Origin of the sequence: Sphingobacterium sp. UBA7631, from assembly GCF_002483935.1 — a bacterium.
GTDB classification, from domain to species: Bacteria; Bacteroidota; Bacteroidia; order Sphingobacteriales; family Sphingobacteriaceae; genus Sphingobacterium; species Sphingobacterium multivorum.
In genome coordinates this window covers 1,342,096-1,365,125 of sequence record NZ_DLIX01000010.1, presented here as the reverse complement: position 1 = coordinate 1,365,125, position 23,030 = coordinate 1,342,096, and the positions used below count along the sequence as shown (strand labels likewise).

The 23,030-nt window shown below is 40.8% G+C and carries 13 protein-coding genes; 10 read left to right on the top strand and 3 right to left on the bottom strand.

Features of this window, described 5'->3' with window-relative positions:
• The first annotated feature begins 183 nt into the window (after positions 1-183).
• The 7 genes from B3P16_RS22225 to B3P16_RS22195 all read left to right on the top strand — a co-directional run bounded on the left by B3P16_RS22225 (position 184) and on the right by B3P16_RS22195 (position 10,486).
• The gene (locus B3P16_RS22225) at positions 184-1,083 is read left to right on the top strand and encodes a dihydrodipicolinate synthase family protein (protein ID WP_070569465.1); all 900 of its coding nucleotides are present in this window, start codon (positions 184-186) and stop codon (positions 1,081-1,083) included.
• A gap of 169 nt (positions 1,084-1,252) precedes the next feature.
• The gene (locus tag B3P16_RS22220) at positions 1,253-2,710 is read left to right on the top strand and encodes an aldehyde dehydrogenase (NADP(+)) (RefSeq protein WP_286844365.1); all 1,458 of its coding nucleotides are present in this window, start codon (positions 1,253-1,255) and stop codon (positions 2,708-2,710) included.
• 38 nt (positions 2,711-2,748) lie between these two features.
• Entirely contained in the window at positions 2,749-3,747 is a 999-nt protein-coding gene (locus B3P16_RS22215; protein ID WP_286844363.1) for a 4-hydroxyproline epimerase, read from the top strand.
• Between the two features lie 23 nt (positions 3,748-3,770).
• Positions 3,771-5,033 carry an NAD(P)/FAD-dependent oxidoreductase gene (locus B3P16_RS22210; protein ID WP_286844362.1) on the top strand — a complete coding sequence of 421 codons (1,263 nt, stop codon included), beginning with the start codon at positions 3,771-3,773 and terminating at the stop codon, positions 5,031-5,033.
• A gap of 31 nt (positions 5,034-5,064) precedes the next feature.
• Positions 5,065-6,837, top strand: coding sequence for a DUF885 family protein (locus B3P16_RS22205; protein WP_197084133.1), 1,773 nt, complete (start codon positions 5,065-5,067; stop codon positions 6,835-6,837).
• Between the two features lie 6 nt (positions 6,838-6,843).
• Positions 6,844-8,268 carry an APC family permease gene (locus B3P16_RS22200; protein WP_115047950.1) on the top strand — a complete coding sequence of 475 codons (1,425 nt, stop codon included), beginning with the start codon at positions 6,844-6,846 and terminating at the stop codon, positions 8,266-8,268.
• Positions 8,255-10,486 carry a S9 family peptidase gene (locus B3P16_RS22195; RefSeq protein WP_286844360.1) on the top strand — a complete coding sequence of 744 codons (2,232 nt, stop codon included), beginning with the start codon at positions 8,255-8,257 and terminating at the stop codon, positions 10,484-10,486. Before B3P16_RS22200 ends, B3P16_RS22195 begins: the two co-directional genes overlap by 14 nt.
• 244 nt (positions 10,487-10,730) lie before the next feature.
• Here B3P16_RS22195 and B3P16_RS22190 read toward each other — a convergent pair whose 3' ends face one another.
• The 3 genes from B3P16_RS22190 to B3P16_RS22180 form a co-directional block, all read right to left on the bottom strand.
• Positions 10,731-12,404 (bottom strand): M1 family metallopeptidase, encoded by a 1,674-nt coding sequence (locus B3P16_RS22190; protein ID WP_115047954.1) that lies wholly within the window; start codon positions 12,402-12,404, stop codon positions 10,731-10,733.
• 22 nt (positions 12,405-12,426) lie between these two features.
• Positions 12,427-14,601, bottom strand: a complete 2,175-nt coding sequence (locus B3P16_RS22185) for a S9 family peptidase (protein WP_286844358.1) — start codon at positions 14,599-14,601, stop codon at positions 12,427-12,429.
• Positions 14,602-14,674: 73 nt separating this feature from the next.
• A complete protein-coding gene (locus tag B3P16_RS22180; RefSeq protein WP_286844356.1) occupies positions 14,675-16,063 on the bottom strand; it encodes an aminopeptidase P family protein in 1,389 nt (462 codons plus the stop codon).
• 453 nt (positions 16,064-16,516) lie between these two features.
• On the opposite strand from B3P16_RS22180, the gene B3P16_RS22175 reads away from it, so the two are divergent.
• The 3 genes from B3P16_RS22175 (at position 16,517) to B3P16_RS22165 (ending at position 22,773) form a co-directional block, all read left to right on the top strand.
• Positions 16,517-17,401, top strand: coding sequence for an AraC family transcriptional regulator (locus B3P16_RS22175; protein WP_286844355.1), 885 nt, complete (start codon positions 16,517-16,519; stop codon positions 17,399-17,401).
• Positions 17,402-18,013: 612 nt separating this feature from the next.
• Positions 18,014-21,241 carry a SusC/RagA family TonB-linked outer membrane protein gene (locus B3P16_RS22170; protein ID WP_286844354.1) on the top strand — a complete coding sequence of 1,076 codons (3,228 nt, stop codon included), beginning with the start codon at positions 18,014-18,016 and terminating at the stop codon, positions 21,239-21,241.
• A gap of 50 nt (positions 21,242-21,291) precedes the next feature.
• Complete coding sequence (locus tag B3P16_RS22165) at positions 21,292-22,773, top strand: SusD/RagB family nutrient-binding outer membrane lipoprotein (RefSeq protein ID WP_286844352.1); 1,482 nt, start codon at positions 21,292-21,294, stop codon at positions 22,771-22,773.
• Positions 22,774-23,030 lie beyond the last annotated feature (257 nt).

Below are 23,030 nucleotides of genomic sequence, written 5' to 3'. Positions count from 1 at the left end.
TGAAGTTTTGCCGAGATAATTTATAAAGCTGTATTTAAAATTAGAAAAAACATTCTTTTGAATCCTCGTGAGTTGTATTTACGAGAAAAGGTCAATATTAGGTCAGTGTTGATTAATTCATAAGAAGACTGAACGTACTATTCCAGATAGATTTGTGATAAAGAAATATTAAAATAATACGCTATGGCACAATTTAAATGGGAAGGAATATATCCTGCAATGTTATCACCATTTGATGAAAATGGAAATTTGGATTTTGATATGTTTGGTAAAAACATTGAAGCACAATTGGATGGAGGTGTTCACGGTTTGATTATCGCTGGATCATTGGGGGAAGCAAGTGTTTTGACTACAGAAGAAAAGTATGATTTATTGACCTATGCGTTGAAACTTGTTGGTGGTCGTGTACCCGTATTGCTAAATATTGCAGAAAATACAACTGCTGCTGCGATCAAAGTGGCGCAGACCAGTGAGGAATTGGGAGCCGATGGTTTGATGTTATTGCCACCAATGCGCTATAGAGCCGATGATAGAGAAGCTGTCGCTTATTTTCGTGCTGTTGCACAAAGTACCAAACTGCCAATTTTAATCTATAATAACCCAGTTGACTATAGTACTTATGTATCGTTGGATATGTTTGAAGAACTATTGTTGGAACCAAATATCCAGGCAGTGAAAGAATCTACACGAGATTTAACCAATATCACGCGTTTGAAAAATCGTTTTGGTGATCGATTAAAGATTATGGCCGGTGTAGATACCTTGGGGCTCGAGTCTTTAATGTTAGGGGCTGATGGGTTAGTCGCTGGATTGGTGGACGCATTCCCAAGAGAAACAGTGGTTATGTATGATCTTGTGAAAGCTGGTGAATATAAAAAAGCGGTAGAAATATACCGTTGGTTTATGCCTTTGTTGGAATTGGATATTCATCCTAAATTGGTCCAATACATTAAATTGGCCGCTACAGCTGAAGGAATTTCAACACCTTATACACGCGCGCCGAGATTACCGTTGATCGGTGAGGAAGAACAACGTGTGAAAAAAATTATTGCAGATTCAATCGCAACGAGACCACAATTATAGGAATGCTTCTGAACTCTCTGGATGAGAGTTCAGGAAATTTTCTTTTTAGAACCAAGTAAAAATACGCGAAAAGGACCTTCTTATTATATTGAGTAACCGCAAGGAATGAAAATATAGGGAAGGTTTTTATTGATTTTTGAAGATACTAGTTACCATAAAAACAAAAGGAATGGATAGAAACGAAAATGAGATTGATTACGTCGTAAAACAGGCGGAGGCTGGATTTCAGTTTCTTCAACAAACGGATGTCATCGAACGAGCGGAATTGATGTATGCCATTGCCGCTGAAATTGAGGAATTGGGCGAAATATTGATTGAAACGGCTCATCTGGAAACGGCACTACCTTTGGGAAGACTGCAGGGTGAAAAGGCGAGAACAGTCAATCAATGGCGTCGATATGCCGATGCCGTTCGTACTGGTTTATACAGTGAAGCTCGGATAGATCGGGATCCAAATGGCCAATTTGATTTAAGGAAATATAATAAAGGACTTGGTCCAGTGGTCGTCTTTGGCGCGAGTAATTTTCCTTTCGCCTTTTCAACTGCTGGCGGAGATACTGCAAGTGCCATTGGTGCCGGCTGTTCAGTCATCGTAAAGGCTCATCCTGCGCATCTTAAAACCTCCCAATTAATGGCTGACGCCATTGATCGTGCGGTTTCAAAACAGGGCGTTCCGACTGGTGTTTTTAATCATGTGCTGTCAGATTCATTTGCTGTTGGGCAACAGTTGGTTAGCCATAAACAGGTAAAGGCTGTGGCATTCACAGGTTCATTTCGTGGCGGAAAAGCCTTGTTTGATTTAGGGCAGTCGAGACCTGAACCTATTCCGGTATTTGCTGAAATGGGAAGCGTAAATCCGGTTTTTATTTTGCAAGACTACCTCGCTAATCATCTGGAAGCATTTGCAAAGCAGTATATTGGATCATTACTCCTCGGTGTAGGGCAGTTTTGTACTAATCCGGGTGTATTGGTAGGCTTGGCGGGCGAACCGTTCGATCGGCTCAAACTGACCCTAAAGAGCGAACTAAAATCTGCTGCTACAGGGAAAATGTTACATGCGGGTATTCTGGATAGCTACAATCGCCTAAAAGGCGAAATGGTTCAATCGGAAGGGATCAGCGTATTGGGGGAAGGCGAAGGTAATACACCACATGATTTTGCCCGGGCTGTACTTGTCGAAACTGAAGCCAGTCAGGTATTAAACAATCCCAACTTGCTGGAAGAGGTTTTTGGACCTTTTGGGCTGATTGTATCCTGTAACGACCAAAATGAGATGAATCTTGTCATGCAACAGCTTGATGGGCAGATTACCCTGACTTTCGCTGCCACGGCGCAGGACATACATGAATGCCCGGCTCTTTTTGCAATGGCTCAGGACAAATGCGGAAGACTGCTGTTCCAAGGTATGCCAACAGGCGTAGAGGTTCAGTATGCCACGCAGCATGGCGGACCTTATCCAGCAACCACAGATGCTCGTTTTACTTCAGTAGGGCCAGATGCGGTAAAACGGTTCGTCCGACCTTTTAGCTTCCAGAATTGGCCGAATGAGTTTTTACCTAAAGAGCTACAAGACGGAAACCCATTACAAATTGATCGTCTGGTCAATCAACAATGGACGAAAGCATAATATAGATAAATGACCATATAAACAACAAGGACTCAGAAATGAAGAAGACTTTTTTTTGTATTGATTCGCATACCTGTGGTTGTCCCGTACGATTGGTTGCAGGGGGAACCCCATTGCTAGCGGGTAATTCCATGATGGAGCGCAGATTGCATTTTATACGTGAGTACGACTGGATTCGCAAAGGATTGATGTTTGAACCAAGGGGACATGACATGATGAGTGGAAGTATGCTTTATCCACCATTTGATCCGCAAAACGATATCGGCGTTCTTTATATTGAGACCAGTGGTTGTCTGCCTATGTGCGGACACGGAACGATCGGTACCGTAACGATTGCCATCGAGGAGGGGCTCGTTCAACCTAAAATTCCCGGAAAATTAAGGTTGGAAACTCCGGCAGGACTTGTACATATCGATTATGTTCAAGAGGGTCCTAAGGTGAAAAACGTAAAGCTTACTAACGTCAAGTCTTTTTTATATGCTGAAGGGCTAACGGTAGACTGTCCAGATTTAGGAATTATCAGCGTAGATGTTGCCTACGGTGGCAATTTCTATGGTATTATTGATCCCCAGGCTAATTTTGACGATATCAGTTCTTATTCTGCGAGCCAATTGATCCATTATGGGAAAATAATTCGTCAACTGCTCAACGAAAAATATGCTTTTGTTCATCCCGAAGATGCGAATATTCATGGGTTGACACATATCCAATGGACAGGTAATCCAACGCTTCCCAACTCGTCCGGACGCAACGCCGTACTGGTTGGCGATAATGCCTTGGATCGTTCTCCTTGTGGTACAGGTACTTCGGCGCGTATGGCACAGTGGTACGCGAAAGGGAAGCTTAAAAAAGGAACGGAATTTATACATGAAAGTTATATTGGTTCACAATTTACCGGCAAAATTGAAGCGGAAACAACCGTGGATGGTAAGCCTGCTATTGTGCCGTCCATCGAAGGCTGGGCACGGATAACAGGATATAATACCATTTTTTTGGATGATGAAGATCCTTATTTTGGCGGTTTTCAGGTGATTTAATACATTAATAAGAAAAGAGCAACGTGAAAGAAAATAATAGAGGTACAGTTGTTGTAATAGGTGCTGGAATTGCTGGTCTTGCTTCGGCCTATTACCTGGTGAGAGATGGTTGGGATGTGAAAATCCTGGAAAAAAATACTTTGGACAATAATTGTTCTTATGGCAATGCAGGCATGATCGTCCCCAGTCATTTTACGCCCTTGGCAGCCCCCGGGATAGTCGCGCAAGGAATAAAGTGGATGTTCAATAGTAAAAGCCCCTTTTATGTACGGCCTTCGCTCAATCCGCGGTTGATCAATTGGGGTCTGAAATTCCTAAAACATGCCAACCGCACGCATGTGGAGCAACATGCTTCCGCCATACGTGACCTGAATCTCTATAGCAGCCGCTTGTATGACGAACTGGCCCAAGAAGATAATTTTGATTTTGAACTGAAGCAGAATGGTATCCTGATGATGTATAAATCGAAAGAAATGCAACATGAGGAGATTGAGCTGGCGCATCGTGCACAGGACCTCGGACTCGATGTCGATATCCTCGAAGGAAATACCGTTCAAGAACTGGAACCTAATCTGAAGCTAGATGTATTGGGTGCTATACTTTATCGCTGCGATGGAAAACTATATCCACCCAAGTTAATGCAGCAATTGATTCAATACCTGAAAGCCGCAGGTGTTGCTTTTTTCGAAGAAACTGAAGTCCATAAATTTATGACGACCGGAAATAAGATTAAAGAGGCAATCAGCAATAAAGGAAGTTTTCAGGCAGACGCTTTTGTCTTGACTGGCGGTGCTTATTTGCCGCAGCTGACTTCAAAGTTGCATTTAAATACACCGCTTATGCCTGGAAAAGGATATTCTTTTATGTATCAGCCCCAGGGCGAGCAGACCTTGAATCATGCGGCATTATTACTGGAAGCTCGTGTTGCTGTAACCCCCATGAATGGCCAGATCAGATTCAGTGGTACGATGGAATTGGGACCTGCAAATGACCGGATTTATGAAAACCGCGTCCGTGGAATTGTAGAATCTATTCCTAAATATTATCCAGAATTGAAGGTCGATTACCCAAGCGAAAAAATATGGTACGGTTACAGACCCTGCTCACCTGATGGATTGCCTTATCTGGGACGCTTGAAAAAATTTGATAATGCTATTGTTGCCGGTGGCGGTGGGATGATGGGCTTGAGCCTGGGCCCAGCTTATGGGAAAGTTGTTGCAGATTTATTGGCAGGACAGAAAATAGAGTCTGAAATCGCTGGTTTTAGGCCGGATCGTTTCGACTGATAAAATTATGATATAAACCAACACCTAAATTATGAATCGTTCTTTTTCTTTTAAAGCCCCCAAAACATTGTTTTATGGACTACTCTTTCTATTCCCGGTATCCACACATGCACAAAAGATGAAATTATACGACCATACAACTCCTTTAGAACCTTATATCGTGCAATACGGGCACGATGTTGAGGCAATCAACTATTTCTATGGTCCGATGCCCAAAGGCTGGGGCAATCAACAGGCTGCAGCATCGCCCGAACAGCTGGCTCGTCTTCAACGTTTGGATAACGAATATTTGAACAAATTGGACAAATTTCCCTATGAAGAACTTGAAACATCTGGGCAGGTGGATTTTATCTTACTGAAGCGCAAACTAAAAAGTGATCTCCTTGCACTGAAAGAACATGAGTCGAATTACAACAGGTTATCCCTGTATTTACCTTTTGCACAACGAATATTTAAACTCGAAAAGGAACGTCGTCGAGGAAAACGTTTGGCGGGAGAAGATGTCGCGAAAGAGCTGACGCGGGTTGTCGATGAAATCGATCGATCGATAACCGCTTTGCAAGAAAAGACCAATATTCCTGATGCAGATGTGAACTTTTTGGTTGGCCTATTAAATTCTTTGGATTTAAGGATAACAAGCACCTTCGATTTCTATAATGGATACGACCCTGAATTTACCTGGTGGGTACCCGCCATATTTCAACAGGTGAAAAGTAAATTGTCGGATTATAAGGAGAAATTAGCCGCAAAAAGCGACCGGAAAGTTTTTGATGATGGTAGCCAGATTGCGGGTGTGCCGATTGGCGAAAAAGAAATAAACCGAAGACTCAAAGCTGAAATGATCAGTTATACAGCTGCCGATCTGCTAAAATTGGCTGATCAAGAGTTTAAATGGTGTGAAGCAGAGTTATTGAAAGCGAGTCGTGAAATGGGGTTTGGCGACGACTGGCGGGCAGCACAGGAGCAGGTTAAAAACTCCTACGTTCCCATTGGGAAACAGCCGGAACTCATCCTGAAATTGTATAACGATGCACAGCAGTTTATTCAAAAAAATAAACTCATGGATATTCCTGAACTGGCAGATGAAACTTGGGGAATGATCATGATGACCCCAGAACGTCAGCGTGTCAACCCTTTTTTTACGGGTGGTCGGGAAATTAGTATATCATATCCAACCAACACGATGGATCAACAGGCAAAATTGATGAGTATGCGTGGTAATAATCCTTATTTCTCCCGCGGTACTGTGCAGCATGAATTGGTCCCCGGTCATCATTTGCAATATTTTATGAATAGGCGCTACAAGCCTTATCGCGAGGAAGCGTTTAATACACCCTTTTGGACAGAAGGATGGACACTTTATTGGGAATTATTATTGTATAGTAAAGGATTTGCCAAAACTCCCGAAGAGCGTATAGGAATGTTATTTTGGCGTATGCACCGCTGTGCGCGAATAACCTTTAGTATTAAATTTCATTTGGGTGAATGGACGCCGCAGCAATGCATAGATTACTTGGTAAACAGGGTGGGATTTGAGTCTGCTAATGCCCATGGTGAAGTAAAGAGGTCTTTTGAAGGTTCATATGATCCCTTATACCAGTTGGCTTATCTGGTCGGCGGATTACAACTGATGCGGATCAAAGAGGAGGTGGTTGATCAGGGTAAAATGTCATTTGCTGATTTTCATGATCGTGTGATTAAAGAAAATTACCTGCCCATGGAAATGCTAAGAGCGATTATCAAAGGCGAGCAATTAAAACCAGACCATGAGACAAATTGGAAATTCTATCATTTTAACAACTAGGTGTTTATGAGTGAGTCAAAACAAACTTTTCAAAAGTCGCTGGGATTGCTCGATGCAACGATGCTTGTTGTTGGAAGTATGATTGGTTCTGGGATTTTCATCGTTTCTGCAGATATCGCACGTAATACCGGTTCTGCGGGTTGGATGATGGTTGTCTGGCTAATCTGTGGATTTATGACTTTAACAGCAGCATTGAGTTATGGTGAACTCAGCGCGATGTTTCCCAAGGCCGGTGGCCAATATATTTATCTTCGGGAGGCTTATGGTCCCGTATTGAGTTTTGTATTTGGCTGGACATTTTTTGCTGTGATACAAACCGCGACAATCGCCGCCGTCGGCGTTGCGTTTGCTAAATTCACTGCCTACCTTTTCCCCTTTATGGACGAAGATGTCTATCTGCTTGAATGGTCAGATTACCGCGTCTCGGCAGCACAGGTGCTGGCCATTGCGGTCATTATGGTATTAACCTACATTAATTCAAGGGGTGTAAATAGCGGAAAGCGTGTGCAGACATCCATTACATTGATCAAAATTGGGAGCCTGTTGCTTTTGTTGCTCTTTGGCTTCCTGGCTTTGAAACATGAAGTTTGGGCTTTGAACTGGGACAATATTTCGCTTTGGTCCATGCGCCGCTTAAATGTGGATGGAACCTACACATCTTATGATGGGTTTTCAGCAATGGGTGCTTTTTCTGCGGCTATGGTCGGAGCCCTCTTCAGTAGCGATTCTTGGCACTCATCCTCAGCTGTAGCGGGCGAAATTAAGAATCCGCAACGCAATATCGGATTGAGTCTGGCATTGGGGACTTTGCTGGTCACCGTCATTTATCTCTTAACCAATTTAATGTATACCGGTATATTGCCTCTGGAGGCTATGGTCAATGCGCCAAAAGATCGGGTAGCGATGAGTGTCGCTCAAGAGGTTTTTGGCCCCTTTGGAATCACTATTATAGCGATTATGATCATGATTAGTACCTTCGGTTGCAATAATGGAATTATCCTAGCAGGAGCGAGGGTATATTACTCCATGGCCAAAGATGGTTTGTTTTTTAAAAGGGCGGGAAAGCTAAATGCACATGCGGTACCAGCTTGGGCACTCTGGATACAATGTGTCGCTGCGTCAATATGGTGTTTAAGCGGAAAATATGGTGACTTATTGGATATGATTACCTGTGTGGTGGTTATATTTTATGTCCTCGCAATTGCCGGTATTATTCGCCTCCGTATCACGCGTCCGGATTTGAACAGACCCTATAAAGCATTTGGATATCCTTTTCTCCCCATTCTTTATATTCTCATGGGGCTAGCCTTTATCGGCTTGATGGTAATTTTTAAACCAAATTATACCTGGCCAGGAATTATCATTGCACTCTTGGGTATCCCTATCTATTATTTAATTAATCCTAAGCGAAGAAAGTATGAAGCTTCTTAGTACAGTGGTTTTGTTGTTGTCTGCGCAGTTTCTGTTTGGTCAAGGAACTTTGGTAGATTATACACGTGCACAAAACTTAAAAAAACAATTGACCAACAAAATCGAAAATCTGCCGGGTCAGTTTTATTGGAATGATCGGGGGGATCTGTTTTGGTATGATCGAAATACGGCGCAGGGAAAAGAGTACATTTTGGTCAATCCCCAGGCAAAAACAAAAGAACAGCTGTTTGATCTGACGAAGGTATTTTCCTTGGTGGATGAAAAGCTGGGACGAAAAGTCGAAAATCGTGTTATTTCCAATGATCAGATAAAATTGATGGACCAGGATCAGGTTTCGCTCGATATCGCGGGATACTTTTGGATTTGGAACCGCCGTTCCGCGCAATTGAGCCAGGGCGCTGCAAGTGGAAATAGAGATCGTAATCCGCGATATTGGGGACAACGTGAACAAGGAAATACGTATAGGGAAGTTGAATCTCCAGATAAAATACATGTTGCTTTTATCCGAAACAGCAATGTCTTCCTAGCAAAGAAGGGTAATTTAAATCAGGCGCGACAAATTACGTTTGATGGCAATACAGCAAACTATTATAGTAATGATATTCAATGGGCACCGGATAGCCGGAAATTGGCTACAGTAAAAACACAAAAAATAGAGATCAGACAACTGACGCTGATCGAATCTTCCCCTAAAGATCAATTGCAGCCAAAGATTCAGACACGCGATTATGTCAAACCTGGTGATGAATTAGCGCAAAAACTACCCGTTTTATATGATCTCGAAAAAGATAAACTGTGGGTATTTGATGCAGAGCTTATACCGAATCAATTTTATGTTTCGGATTTATCCTGGCGAGATGACAGTAGGGCATTTACTTTTGAGTATAACAAACGCGGGCATCAAGTCTATGGCGTCATGCAAATGGATGCCAATAGCGGTATGTCCAGTTATTTGATCCGAGAACAAAATAAGACCTTTATCGATTATAGCGGTAAGAAATATCGGGAGGATCTAGCCGATGGAAAGGAAATTGTGTGGGCTTCTGAACGCGATGGATGGAACCACCTGTATCTTTATGATGGATCTACCGGAAAAGTGAAAAATCAAATAACGAAAGGAAATTGGGTTGTCCGGAAAGTTGTACATGTCGACGCTGATAAACGAACCGTCATTTTTGAGGGTAGTGGCATGAATGCTGTGGAAGATCCCTATTTGATCCATTATTATTCAATCGGTTTAGATGGAAAGGGCTTAAAACTGCTGACAGAAGAAAATGCAAATCATCAAGCTTTTTTCAATAAAGACTATTCCCAATTTGTGGATATATATTCCCGAGTCGATCAGCCGCCAATTTCAGTATTGCGCGACAACACTGGTCGTCTTATGATGGAACTGGAGAAAACAAACAGTAGTCAATTAGAAACGGTAGGCTGGCGTGCTCCGGAAGTCTTTAAAGCCAAGGGACGTGATGGTGCAACGGATATCTGGGGTATTATTATTCGACCGACCAATTTTGATCCAGCGAAAAGTTATCCTGTCATCGAATATATTTACGCGGGCCCGCATAGCTCTTTCGTGCCCAAATCATTCTACAGCAACCCGAGCGGGATGTATGAATTAGCAGAATTGGGCTTTATCGTGGTGCAGATCGATGGAATGGGGACGTCAAATCGTTCAAAGGCTTTTCATGATATCTGTTGGAAAAATCTGAAAGATGCGGGTTTTCCCGATCGGATAGCCTGGATGCAGGCTGCTTCAAAACAATACAAATACATGGATATCGGTAGGGTAGGGATCTATGGTACGTCGGCTGGCGGTCAAAGCTCGACGGGCGCGCTGTTATTCCATCCGGAGTTTTACAAAGTTGGCGTTTCCTCCTGTGGCTGTCACGATAATCGAATGGATAAAATATGGTGGAACGAGCAATGGATGGGTTGGCCTGTAGGACCTGAATATGCAGCGAGCTCCAATATTGAAAATGCCGCTAAACTGGAAGGAAATCTTTTATTGATTGTAGGTGAATTGGATGATAATGTGGATCCTTCATCCACTTTCCAATTGGTTGATGCCTTAATCAAAGCACGTAAGAACCATGATTTTATTATGGTTCCCGGGATGGGACATTCCTCTGGGGGAGATTATGGTGAACGAAAAAGAAGGGACTATTTTGTCAAACATCTACTTGGCGTAGACCCGCCTGCCTGGAATCAGTATTGATCTTTTCAATAGGATAATGATCCTATAAGGTAGGCCTAACGCCTGTTTTTCTGACAGTGTCCGATCTTATTGGTTAGAAAGAACCTTCAGTTTGCTTTCATTGCTGTTCGTGTATGCGAAGTCATAAAAGTTTTATTCCAATTGGGAATACAGATGAAGTGATAGGAATGCTTCAATAAATACAGCGCCCCGGAANNTTCCGGGGCGCTGTATTTATTTTATGTCTGTAACCTTGAAACCGTTTTTATTCGACCAATACGCCGACATAATAGTTGAACGTATCGATATCAATATTATCTTTCGTTAAACCGGCTATTTTAATCGGTCTGAAACGTTGATCCAATTGGATAAGTTCTCTTTTTTGACCTTTTACCCCAATATGTATAGGCATATGGAAGCCTTTGACTTCACTGATCCATCGGCCCAAGACTCTCCCTGAAGGATCTTGCTTGATTTCCAGTGTAGGAATGGCGCTATGCTGTACATACTGCTCAAATACTTTTAAAAGGTCTAAACCGGATTGCTGGTTTACGTAGTTGACAATATCATTATAATCGACTTGCTGATGATAAAACTTGCTGTTTAATCCCCGGAGAATATTTCGCCACTTTTCATCATTGTCCATCATCGTACGGATCATGTTGAGCATAACACCGCCTTTAGGGTACATATCGCCAGATCCTTCTTTATTGACGTGGTAGGGGCCCTGAATGGGGCTGTCATTTTGGATTCCACTTCGGATACCATGAGCGTACGCTTGGCTAGCTTCTTTGCCATAGAAATAGTCGATAAATAAACCTTCAGAATAATTCGTGAAGCTTTCATGGATCCACATATCGGCCAGATCAGCGGAGGTTATATTGTTGCCAAACCATTCGTGGCCAGATTCGTGGACCACAATAAAATCCCATTTATGTCCCCAGCCAGTTCCCGACGCATCCCCGCCACGATAGCCATTTTGATAATGGTTTCCATAGGCGATGGCACTTTGGTGTTCCATGCCTGTATGGTAGGTTTCAACAAGCTTATAGCCATCTTCATAGAACGGATATGGACCAAACCAATGTTCAAAAGCCTCTAAGGTCTGGTTGGCATTTTTTTGAAGATGAGCTTTCTTTTCTGCCGTATCATTTTCGCGCAAGATATAGTAATCTATATCCAATGGTCCTTTTTCACCTTTATATTTTTCTTTAAAATGAACATAATCGCCGATATTGATGGCGACATTGTAGTTGTTGATCGGATTGGCGACTTTCCAATGGTATTTGGTATAACCATCCTTCATTTTTTCTACTTTGACCAGGCGACCATTGGATACATTCATCACCTCTTTTGGGACGGCAATGGAAATCATCATACTATCCACTTCATCGGATTGATGGTCTTTGTTTGGCCACCAGACACTCGCGCCCATACCCTGGCATGCGGTTGCTACCCACGGTTTGCCCTTGCTGTCTTTTTTCCAGTCAAAGCCACCATCCCATGGAGCTTTAACCGCCTCTGTAGGATGACCTTCATAAAACACGGTAAATTCATCCTGTGTCCCTTTCTTGATCGCAGTAGGAAATTCGACAAAGACCGCATTGTGCTCTCTGGTAAAGGAAAGTTCTTTCCCTTTATAAATGACTTTATTTACTTTTAAATTTGCAAAAAGATCAAATTGCAGGCGGTTAAAATCAGTCGTGGCCTTGAAACGGAAAAGGTTTGAACCTGAAATATATTTATTATCTATATCCACCTTAACATCCAGATGATAGTATTGGATGTCGTAGCAGGTGCGTAGTGGTGTTAGGTATCCGCGCAGTGAATCCGCTCTGGTGAATTCATTTTTTTCTTTCATCAGCTGCGCTGCCGATTGCTGTATACCTGCGGTCAATAGACCGCAGGTACCCAATGCATATAACAGTATTTTTTTCATTTTTAAATAATAACGATTCAGTCTATCTTCCTCCCGGAGGACAATGTAATTTTAGATAGTTTGTAAATAATGTCCTTAAATGCTCATGTGTGCCCTGTCCCTCGCTAATTGAATGGCTGCGGTTTGGATAAGACATCAGCTGGAACTGCACGTTATTTTTGATCAGTTCATTGATCAGGACTTCGGCATTTTGATAGTGCACATTGTCGTCTCCAGTTCCATGGATGTAGAGTAGGTTGCCTTTGATATTTTTTGCATATTTCAGTGGCGAGCCGTTTTCAAAGTCCGCCAGATTTTCTTGCGGAAGGCCCATGTAGCGTTCCTGATATACATTGTCGTAAAGTAACTGATTGGCTACCGCGGCAATGGCAATACCGGTTTTATAGATCTGCGGATATTGCCCCAATAGGTTAAGCGTACTCGATCCGCCACCGCTCCAGCCCCAAACGGCCACGCGTGAATTGTCGACAAACGGCCATTTCAGTATTTCTTGCGTTGCTAAAGCCTGATCGCGAATATTGAGCTGTCCGATATTGCGGTAGATGCTTTTTCGCCAAGAGCTGCCTTTAGGAGCAGGCGTTCCGCGATTATCCAACGAAATATAAATATAACCGTCCTGTGCCATATTTCCTTTATATAGACTGTTATAACCTGCACCAAAATTGTCTATCACAGTTTGCGATGCGGGTTCGCCATAAACCATAAAGACAACAGGATACTTTTTATTGGGATCGAAATCCAGGGGCTTTACCATCCAGCCATCTAATTCAATGCCGTCGGTGGTTTTAACTTTAAAAAATTCCGCAATGCCGTCGCTGACTTTCTTTTCACGTTTCAGTTCAAAGTCGACGCGTATTTTGTGGGTCGGTAATTCAATAACGGCATTGTGCTGTAATGTTGTCCGGTTGCTAAAGTTGAAGATGGCGATTTTACCGTCTTTTGAAATATCATAATCGCAGGTTCCTTCGTATGAGGCTGGTGTAAGTCGTTTTGGAACGCCACCTTTTGTAGACACGCTGTAAAGATATTTTTGTGTCGCATTGCTTGGCGAGGCCGTAAAATAAATGGTTTCATTTTTCGGATCGAAAAAATCAAGATTGATCATATCATAATCGGCTTTCATAACCAGCTTCTCATTTCCTGCTAGATCGATCTGGTAAATTTTGCGCCAGCCGTCCTTTTCAGATACCCAGATGAAGGCCTTGCCGCCTTGAACCCAGTCCCATCCGGAAGGATCGTTGTTGTTCCACCGTGCTTTGATATCAATCCACGAATCGCTTTGCTCCTGATGTATGTTCTGCGCTTTATTATCGGAGAGTGCAATAGTGTAGATCTTGCTCTCATTCTGTTTTCTATTGAGCTGCTCCAGAATAAGTTGTTTGCTATCAAGGCACCACTCCATACGTGGGATGTAATGCTGGTTGGGATCTCCCGGGATATTGATCTGTGTGTTCTTGCTATTTGCAAGTTCATAAGTCCATATGGAGCAGGAACTCGGTGATTGTCCAACTTTAGGATACTCTACGGGAATGGTGTAGGAGTAGAGGCTATCGGTATTGTTGATCATTAGAAAATTGCGGATGTTGCGGGCGTCAAGTTTCCAATAAGCAAGGGAAGTGCCATCTGGAGACCAACGGAAACCATCTTTACAGCCAAATTCTTCCTCATACACCCAGTCGAAAGTACCATTGATTAAACGGTCTGTTCCATCGTTGGTAACCGAAACAATGCTGCCATTGGCGAGATCCTCGAGGTAAATATTATGGTCAGCTTTGTTCACGTAAGCTACTTTATCTGCTTGCGGGTTAAACTTCGCAAACATCAGTTGCGAGGCTGGGAATTTCTTGCCTAGTTGCTGCAATTGATTGGTCTTCTTGTTGTAAACCCAATAATCACCGCGCGTATTCTCTCGCCATACTCTTTTGCTATTGGTATAGATCAAAATAAGCTCCTTATTTTTGGAGATGGAAAAATTTTCGACCTTTAAGGCCGCCGTCGCGCCTTTTGGAATAAGTAATTGTTGCGAAAGGAAGACTGTCCGCATGCCATTTAGCGGATTTACCGTTTCTATTCCCTTGTCGGAAAATTCATAATACTGGTCACCCTGATCTGTCCACAATCGCTGTGCAACAAGTAAATTTGGCGCATAAAAAACCAGTATAAGGATAATAAAGATTAACTGTTTAATTCTGTTCATTTGTTTATCTGTTTTTTTTAAGAATCCCCAAGAAAGATTTCAGTTCACTTTCAAGGTTTTATCACGAGTTTATTTAGTCAATTGGATTGTCTTTAAGCTGATAGATTTCCTGGATTTCACGTTCAAGGTATTGTCCGAGACGTCGGTATCCATTCTGCTCGATCAAGTAATTGTCTTCAATACGAACCCCACCAAAATCAAGGTGTTTATTTAAGAAATCATAGTTGATAAATTCTTTGTGTAAATTTTGTTGCTCCCAAAGCTGCGTTAGTTCTGGAATAATATAGATGCCAGGTTCAACGGTTAGCACATTACCAGCTTCCAGTTTCTTACCGAGCCGCAGCGATTTAATGCCAAAAGTTTGGGTATCCTTTGGTTCTGCTTCGGTATATCCAACATATTGCTCGCCGAGATCTTCCATATCATGTACATCGAGGCCGAGCATATGGCCGAGTCCACATTGGAAGAAAAGTGCATGGGCATGGTTCGCGACAGCATCTTGCGTATTCCCTTTCATAAATCCTGTTTGTATAAGTCCGTCTACAAGCGCTTCACAAGCTTTTAAATGAATTTCTTTAAAGTGGATTCCGGCAGTCAGGAGCTGCTCTGCCGTTTTAAACGCATGTAAAACAATCTGGTATATTTCCTCTTGTAACGCAGTGAAACGTTTTCCTACAGGAAAGGTTCTGGTCAAGTCTGACGCATAGCCCATAGCGGTTTCGACGCCCGAATCATTGAGAAGCAGATCACCTGCATAAAGTTGGTGAAATTGCATATGATTGTGTAGGATTTCACCACGTTTTGTAACTATCGGTGGATAGGAGAAGGAGGTACCCTGATCTTGCGCAAAATGCTGCATGGCATTACTGATCTGATATTCGTAACAATCAGGTTTTGTCATACGCATAGCGATACGATGCATCTCAACGGCAATATCTACCGCTTTCTCCAGTTCGAGGATTTCTTCTGCCGATTTAATGCTTCTTTGTGCGACGACTGCTTTAATCAAAGCCACAGAGGGGGTGAGCTGATTTGCAGTACGGCCGGTTAGCTGCTCAAGTAATAATTTATTATGCGACTGATAAGGAGGAAGATAGTGAATATCCTCCTGTTTTCCTTTGCTAAGGTAGTCGAAAAGTTGATTGAAAGGCAGGATTTTGTCGATACCCGACAGGTCTGCCTTTTCAGCTAAAGTTTGCTGTTGACCCATCCACACAATATCATCGATTGTCATTTCGTCGCCAAATAATATGGTCTCGTTTTTTTCAGCATCCAATACGGCCGCCAAACGTGGACTTTTGATACCTATATAATATAAAAAGCTGCTGTCTTGACGAAATGGATAGGTATTGTGCTCAAAATTGATCGGATTTTCAATGTTACCTAGCAAAAGAATTTTGCCGGTTGTGAACTTTGATAATAGATTATTTCGGCGATTAAGATATACTTCTTTTTTGAACATAAGTTTTGGGAATTATTTGAAGTTGGATTGTCTAATTAGGTGCCTATTGTGTAATACGAATATCGTAAAATTTATGCGCTTCAAAATGATTTATTTAAAAGGTCTTTCTTTAATGTGTAGTGTTTGTTCTTGTTACAAATGATATGTTCTCCGTTTTTTATACTAAAAAGTGCTAAAAACGAAATTTAATAAAGTTCAATCTTTCTATTGAATAATAATTATCACAATTTATCAAAGTCTAATTGTATTTTAACCCATTTTTCCAATATAAATGGGTTTTTATTGTCAATTCGTTGTTTTGTGCGTGGTATTATTAGAGGATTATTAAATATTGTCGAATACTAAACATATTTTAGTATAGTATTTTTATGTTTTATTTCCAAGTCGTGTTGTTGCTTTGGAGTTGTTATATTTATGTTACTAAACAGTAAACATAAAACTAAACAAACCTATATGAAAACGCTCCAATTTAATGTGCCGACCATGCGAGGACAGAGTCTAACAATTCAAGAAGATATATTGGAAACTTTTTATCCTCATTTCCATCGACATCAAGAAGCTCAATTAATGTGGATAAAAAAAGGTAAGGGAGTTTTGATTGTGGAAGATACCTTACATCCCTTTAAAGAAAATGATATTTTCTTTTTGGGCGCGAATCAACCACACGTATTTAAGTCCGCTTCTCAGGACGGGTTTTCAAATGAGTCGCGCTCTGTTTCCATTTTTTTTGATCCAAATGGTAAGCTTAAATCCCTGTTTTCTTTGGACGAATTTGAATCGCTGAATCAGTTTATCTATAATAACTCTAGAGGATTTAAGGTGCCGGAAACGTATTTTGAGCAGATATCGGGACGGGTTTGTCAATTGAAGTCCGCTGATCAGATGGATAAGTTAATGCACTTTTTCTATTTATTAAGAGCATTGGCAAATATTTCACGGGAGGCGGAAGCACTTTGTAACGAACGGGTGGAAGTTGCCTTTGATACGATGCACGGATCAAATCGCATTAATTTCATCTGCAACTATATTAAGGAGCACTATAAAGACGAAATTACGTTGGAAGATGTTGCTGATCATGCCAATCTTACTCCGCAGGCATTTTGCCGTTATTTTAAAAAGCATTGCGGTGTTACTTTTGTTACCTATCTCAATAGAATACGCGTCAAGGAAGTATGCAACCAGTTAAATGAGGATCACTTGGATAGTGTTTCTTTTATTGCTTATAACTGTGGATTCAACAGCATCACTAATTTTAATCGGGTTTTTAAACAAATCGTAGGCTGCAATCCTAAGGAATATGTGCAGCAGTATAAACAAACACTCTATTCTGTTATTTAGTTCAAGAAATTCCGATGGAGAATTAGATTGTTCCGGAATAAGTAATACGAGTAAATAAGTCTAGATTTCTTAATTAATCTCGCTAGCGGCTCGGTTGGCTAGACTTTTAAACTATATGAATTCGGAAGTAAAATTCTGCTAAGAATGGAACGCATATGGCTATTCTTGGCAGAATTTATTCTTTTTTATTTAGATGTCTTTTTTCTTTCCTATGTACCTAAACTTTTTTAAAAGCTATTTATTTTAAGTTTTTTTGAAATATCTTGTGAAAAATGCAGGTAATTCTCTTTTTTTTTGGTTTTTATTTTGGTTTTTTAAAGTTCTTTCCAATAAAATTCCCAAAAAATGTAGTAAAATAAATTAGATTAATATATTTCTGTGGTTTTACTTGTAAATCGGTGTGTGGGGGGTGGATAGGTAGGCTATTGTTGTGAAGATGGGATTATGTGAAATTTCTTTTTGTGGAGATTTGGATGTTGATTTCAATTATTTAACACTTAGGGTTAATAATTGGGCAATACTGGTCAAAATTCGGTTAACAATGAAAGCGTTGTGCTTATAACTTAGTTATTACAAAAAGCACTATAAACTAATACATCTGAAACTAAACTTATGAACAGAAAAAGTATTGCTATGCTAGCTGCTACCTTCTTGGTAAGCTCGGCAGTATACGCACAGACAGTTTTGAAGGGGAAGGTGGTCGACCAAGACGGGAAACCTATCCCTGGAGTTACAATCACGCTAAGAGATGGAACAGCAACCCAGAGTGGACAAAATGGTGAATTTACGATTAATTATAAGCAGGCGGGGACATTAAGTGTTTCGGCAGTGGGTTATGACCGTAAAGTGGTAAATTTGACCAATCAGACTACGCTTCAGGTCACGCTTTTATCGGATGAGACAAATTTGGACGAAGTTGTTGTAACGGCAATGGGAATCACGAGAGACAAAAAATCCCTGGGGTCTGCGGTTCAAGAGGTAAAAGCTAAGGAACTAACGGATGCTGGTCAATTGAGCTTAACAGGTGCACTTTCCGGAAAAGTTGCAGGGGTACAGGTTAATCAATTTGGTGGTGCTGTTGGGGCCTCCGCTAGGATATCGATTCGTGGTAATTCCTCGCTTCTTTCAGATCAACAGCCCTTAATTGTTGTTGATGGTGTACCGATTTCCAACAATGCCGTTCGTTCAGGTGACAATACATATTCTGGTGTAGATTATGGATCCGGATTAAATGATATTAATCCGGAAGATATCGAAAGTGTTGTTACCTTGAAAGGAGGTTCAGCTGCCCTGTATGGTATGCGAGCTGGTAAAGGTGTTATTTTAATTACGACAAAATCTGGGAAAAGAGCCAAGGATGGTGTTCTTTTGTCGTATGATGGGAATTTTTCAATAGATCGAGCGTCCACTATTCCAAAATATCAAAACTCATATGGTCAAGGGACCCGAGGAGACGAATATCATTATAATTCGTTAGGCAGCGGTTTAACCTATCAGCAATATGCACAGCAAAAATCTTTTAGTTATAAAAATGGAGCAGGAGGCGGTGTTAACGATGGCTTTGACGAATCATGGGGACCTCGGTTGGATATAGGATTACAATTGCCTCAATTCAATAGTCCTGTGGTGAATGGCGTTCGACAAGCGACTCCATGGATATCACATCCCAATAACGTGAAAGATTTTTTCCAAACTGGATACTCTCAGAATCACAACCTTTCCTTGTTAGCGAAAAATGAAAGATCCTCTACTCGTGCTTCGTTGTCTTTTCGTGATCAAAAAGGAACCGTGCCAAACACGGATCAAAAAAAGTATTCAGCTCAATTGAATAATGAGTACAAGATCAACGATAAATTTTCTTATGATATCATGTCCAATTTTACCAGAACAGAAAGTGGTAATTTAATTACGCAAGGATATGATGGCGCAAATCCGATGAATGGTTTGATTTGGTTTGGTCGCCAGGTGGATATGCAAGATCTGAAGAAAAATTGGAATGAAAGGGATGCTCAAGGAAATTATACCTATTATAATTGGAATTCTAATTATCATATGAATCCTTTTTATACCATGCATAATTCTTTGAATTCATTGAAGACCAATCGGATTTTTGGAAAATCATCCCTATACTATCAACCGTATGAATTTTTAAAATTTGAAGGAAGAGTAGGATTGGATTATTACCATACGAATATCTTCGAACGGAACTATTATAATTTTGATCACCCACTAGGAAGTTTCAATGAAATTAAAAGCAGTAATTCCGAGTTCAATGCGGACTTCTTGGCCAACTTTAATAAACAATTTGGTGATTTCAATATATTAGCGATAGTAGGTGCCAATTACCGAGATAATCAGTATGAATCAAATAGTTTGGGAGCCAGTGGACTAAATGTTTTAGGTGTTTATACAATTACTAACAAAATAGGAGATGCGGTAACAAATATGGATCATGCACATAATCGTTCCAATTCCGTTTATAGTCAGGCTTCGATTGGATGGAAAGACCAGCTTTATCTTGATGCGACGGCGCGTAATGATTGGTCTTCAACAATTACAAAATCGTTTTTCTATCCTTCAGCAAGTTTAAGTTGGATTCCAACAACGTCCTTTTCTAATTTAAAGGGAAGCGCGTTGTCGTTCTGGAAACTTAGATTGAATGTCGCTAAAGTTGGAAATGCAACAACTCCGTATAGAAATGGGAATTACTACTATGCGCAACCAAATGCTTTTAACGGTATTGCGCAGATGTATAAAAGTATGACCTATGCAATTAATAACTTGGAACCTGAAGCAATTTATTCTTGGGAAACTGGTACGGAGATCGGATTTTTAAATGACCGTATTCATGCTGATTTCACGTATTACCATAAGAATGCGAAGAAGCAAATTCTTCCCGTAACAACGTCCAATGTGGTCGGATTTAGTAGTATGGTATTAAACGCTGGTAACATCGAAAGTAAGGGAGTCGAACTGCAGTTGAGGGGGGATATCCTAAAAAATGAAAATGGCCTGAATTGGACCACAACCATAAACTATTCAAGAGATCGCAATAAAATTTTGGAATTGTATCCTCAGTTAAATTTAACAACCTATCAGTTAGGTTGGACTTGGGGTATCGCAAATACAGCAACTGTTGGAGAAGCTTGGGGTGCGTTGAGAAGTACTGGATATGACCGTGTGGAAGATGGAGCGATGAAAGGTGCGATCAAGGTCAATGAAAGTGGATTAGTTATGTCTAAACCGAATCAGATTATTGGAAATGTTACGCCAGACTATCTAGCAAGTATGCGGAATGATTTCAGATATAAGGATTTTAGCTTTGGTTTTATGCTTGATTTTCGAAAAGGTGGAGATATTTGGTCACAAACAATGAGCCATGCATATACAACCGGGGTTGCTGAAATCACGGCTGCCAACGGAATCCGTGAACGGGCTATTGTCGCTGGAAAAGACGTCATGAGTAATGAACGGTTTGCAATGTCGGATGGTAAAGGTGGTTGGATTGCCAATACCATTGAAACAAATGCACAAGATTGGTTCGAATCCGGAGGTATTGCAGAAAGCTATGTGTTTGATGGCTCATTTCTAAAATTGCGTGAAGCCTATTTGACTTATACGATTCCTTCACATCTTTATAGCAAAATTAAAGGAATTAAACGGGCAAATGTCTCATTAATTGGTTCCAATTTGGCATTGTTGTGGGTACATAAATCAAATACAATGCGTTTAGACCCTGAAACCAGTGGAGTCTCAAGCGATAGCCGCGGTGTTGGTTTTGAACAGGCTACAGTGCCTTCTTCAAGAAGTATTGGATTTAAATTAGGATTTTCATTTTAGTGTAATTAAAAAGTAACTCGTATAGAATTACTCTGGATAAGATAGAAACTATGAAAAGTTTATTTATAAAATTAAGTATACCTGCCTTGGCATCAATGATGTTTTTTTCGGGGTGTACCAAGAGTTTTGATGAGATCAATGTTGATCCAGATGCATTGCCAAATGTACCCCCAGGAAATATGTTGACCAATGTATTAAGAAATACAGCGGAATCCTTCGGAGGGGATGTGGATGGTTATGGAACGTTTGCTGGCTATATTGTGAAAATTCAATATATGGACTATATGTCCGGCTTAATCCCAACGAATAACACCTACGGGAATCGTTGGTATAGTTGTTATTATAATAATACCCAAATCAAAGATTTGCTGGCCAAAACCGAAGATAAGGCCGAAGCATTTAAAAACGTGCGGACCATTGGCAGAATTTGGCAGAATTACATGTGGTTTTTGTTGACAGAAGGCTGGCGCGATGTTCCTTATTCCGAGGCACTTAAAGGTCTTCCAAATGAAGGAAGTATCTTGCTCGCAAAATATGATAAACAAGAAGATATCTACCCTGCCATCATGGCTGACCTGAAAAAGATTTCAGATGAAATGGCTGCAGGAATAGGGACTGACGATGTTGGTGATTTTGACGTTATTTATGGTGGGGATATGGCAATGTGGAAAAAATTCTGTAATTCATTGCGATTGAGAATGGCAATCCGTATCTCTGGGGTTTCTTCCAGTTTAGCTAAATCTACAGTAGAAGAAATCGCAGGCAATCCAACTAAGTATCCATTAATCGTGAGTAACGATGAAAATTGTTATGTTGATTTTCCTGGTACATTACCTTATTTTGAACCGTGGTATAATTCGGGTATCTATGGAAAGCGAATTGATAACTGGGCATTGTCAGATATTTTTATAGATCATATGGTTACCACAAAAGATCCACGGATAGCTGCTATCGCTCAGAAGACCGATGCAGATACTTATAAAGGATATCCAAATGGGGCGAAATCAGGACCAGAGGTATTACGGTCTGTTTCATGGATTGGAGAGAAATATATGGGTGATCCTGCCGGGTTTATTCCTTTCTATAAATCTTGTGAAACGTATTATAGTTTGGCTGAAGCAGCAATGTTAGGTTATAATGTGGGTATCACAGCAAAAGATGCTTATGAAAAAGCAGTAAATCTTTCTATGAAAGAAAATGGGGTCTCTCAGACTGGAATAGATACCTACCTAGCCGGTGCTGGAAAATGGAATAATACAAAAGAACGTATTTGGTGGGATGAATGGGTAGCACTTTTTAAAGAAAATTATGAGGCTTGGAGTTTATATCGAAGAACAGGTGTGCCGACAACAAATTACCCTTCGTTGAATTCGGTATATGGTTCAGCGCATAATGATCAGCCATGGAGGGCACCTTATCCTAATAGCGAATATCAAAATAATAAACTCAATGTGGAAGCGGCAGCCACTAAAGTAAAAGATTTTGTTTGGGGTGAACAGATGTGGTGGGATAAACGGACAGGAAAATTTTAGTTTCATATGTTTATTTTTACGCAGCGAGGCAACTTCAGTTGTCTCGCTGTTTTTTTATAGCCCTTAAATCACATCTGTAAATCGATATTTTGTTGACTACATTTTGAATTCAAATGTGCGTTTAAGACAGTTAAAATGTCTTCTCTTTGATAATGACCAATTGTGAATCGCCTTCTATACACTGCAGACCTTTTACGGATAACTAACCACGGGTTCCCCCCAAAACTAAGCTTAGGAATACCAAGGGGATGCCGTAA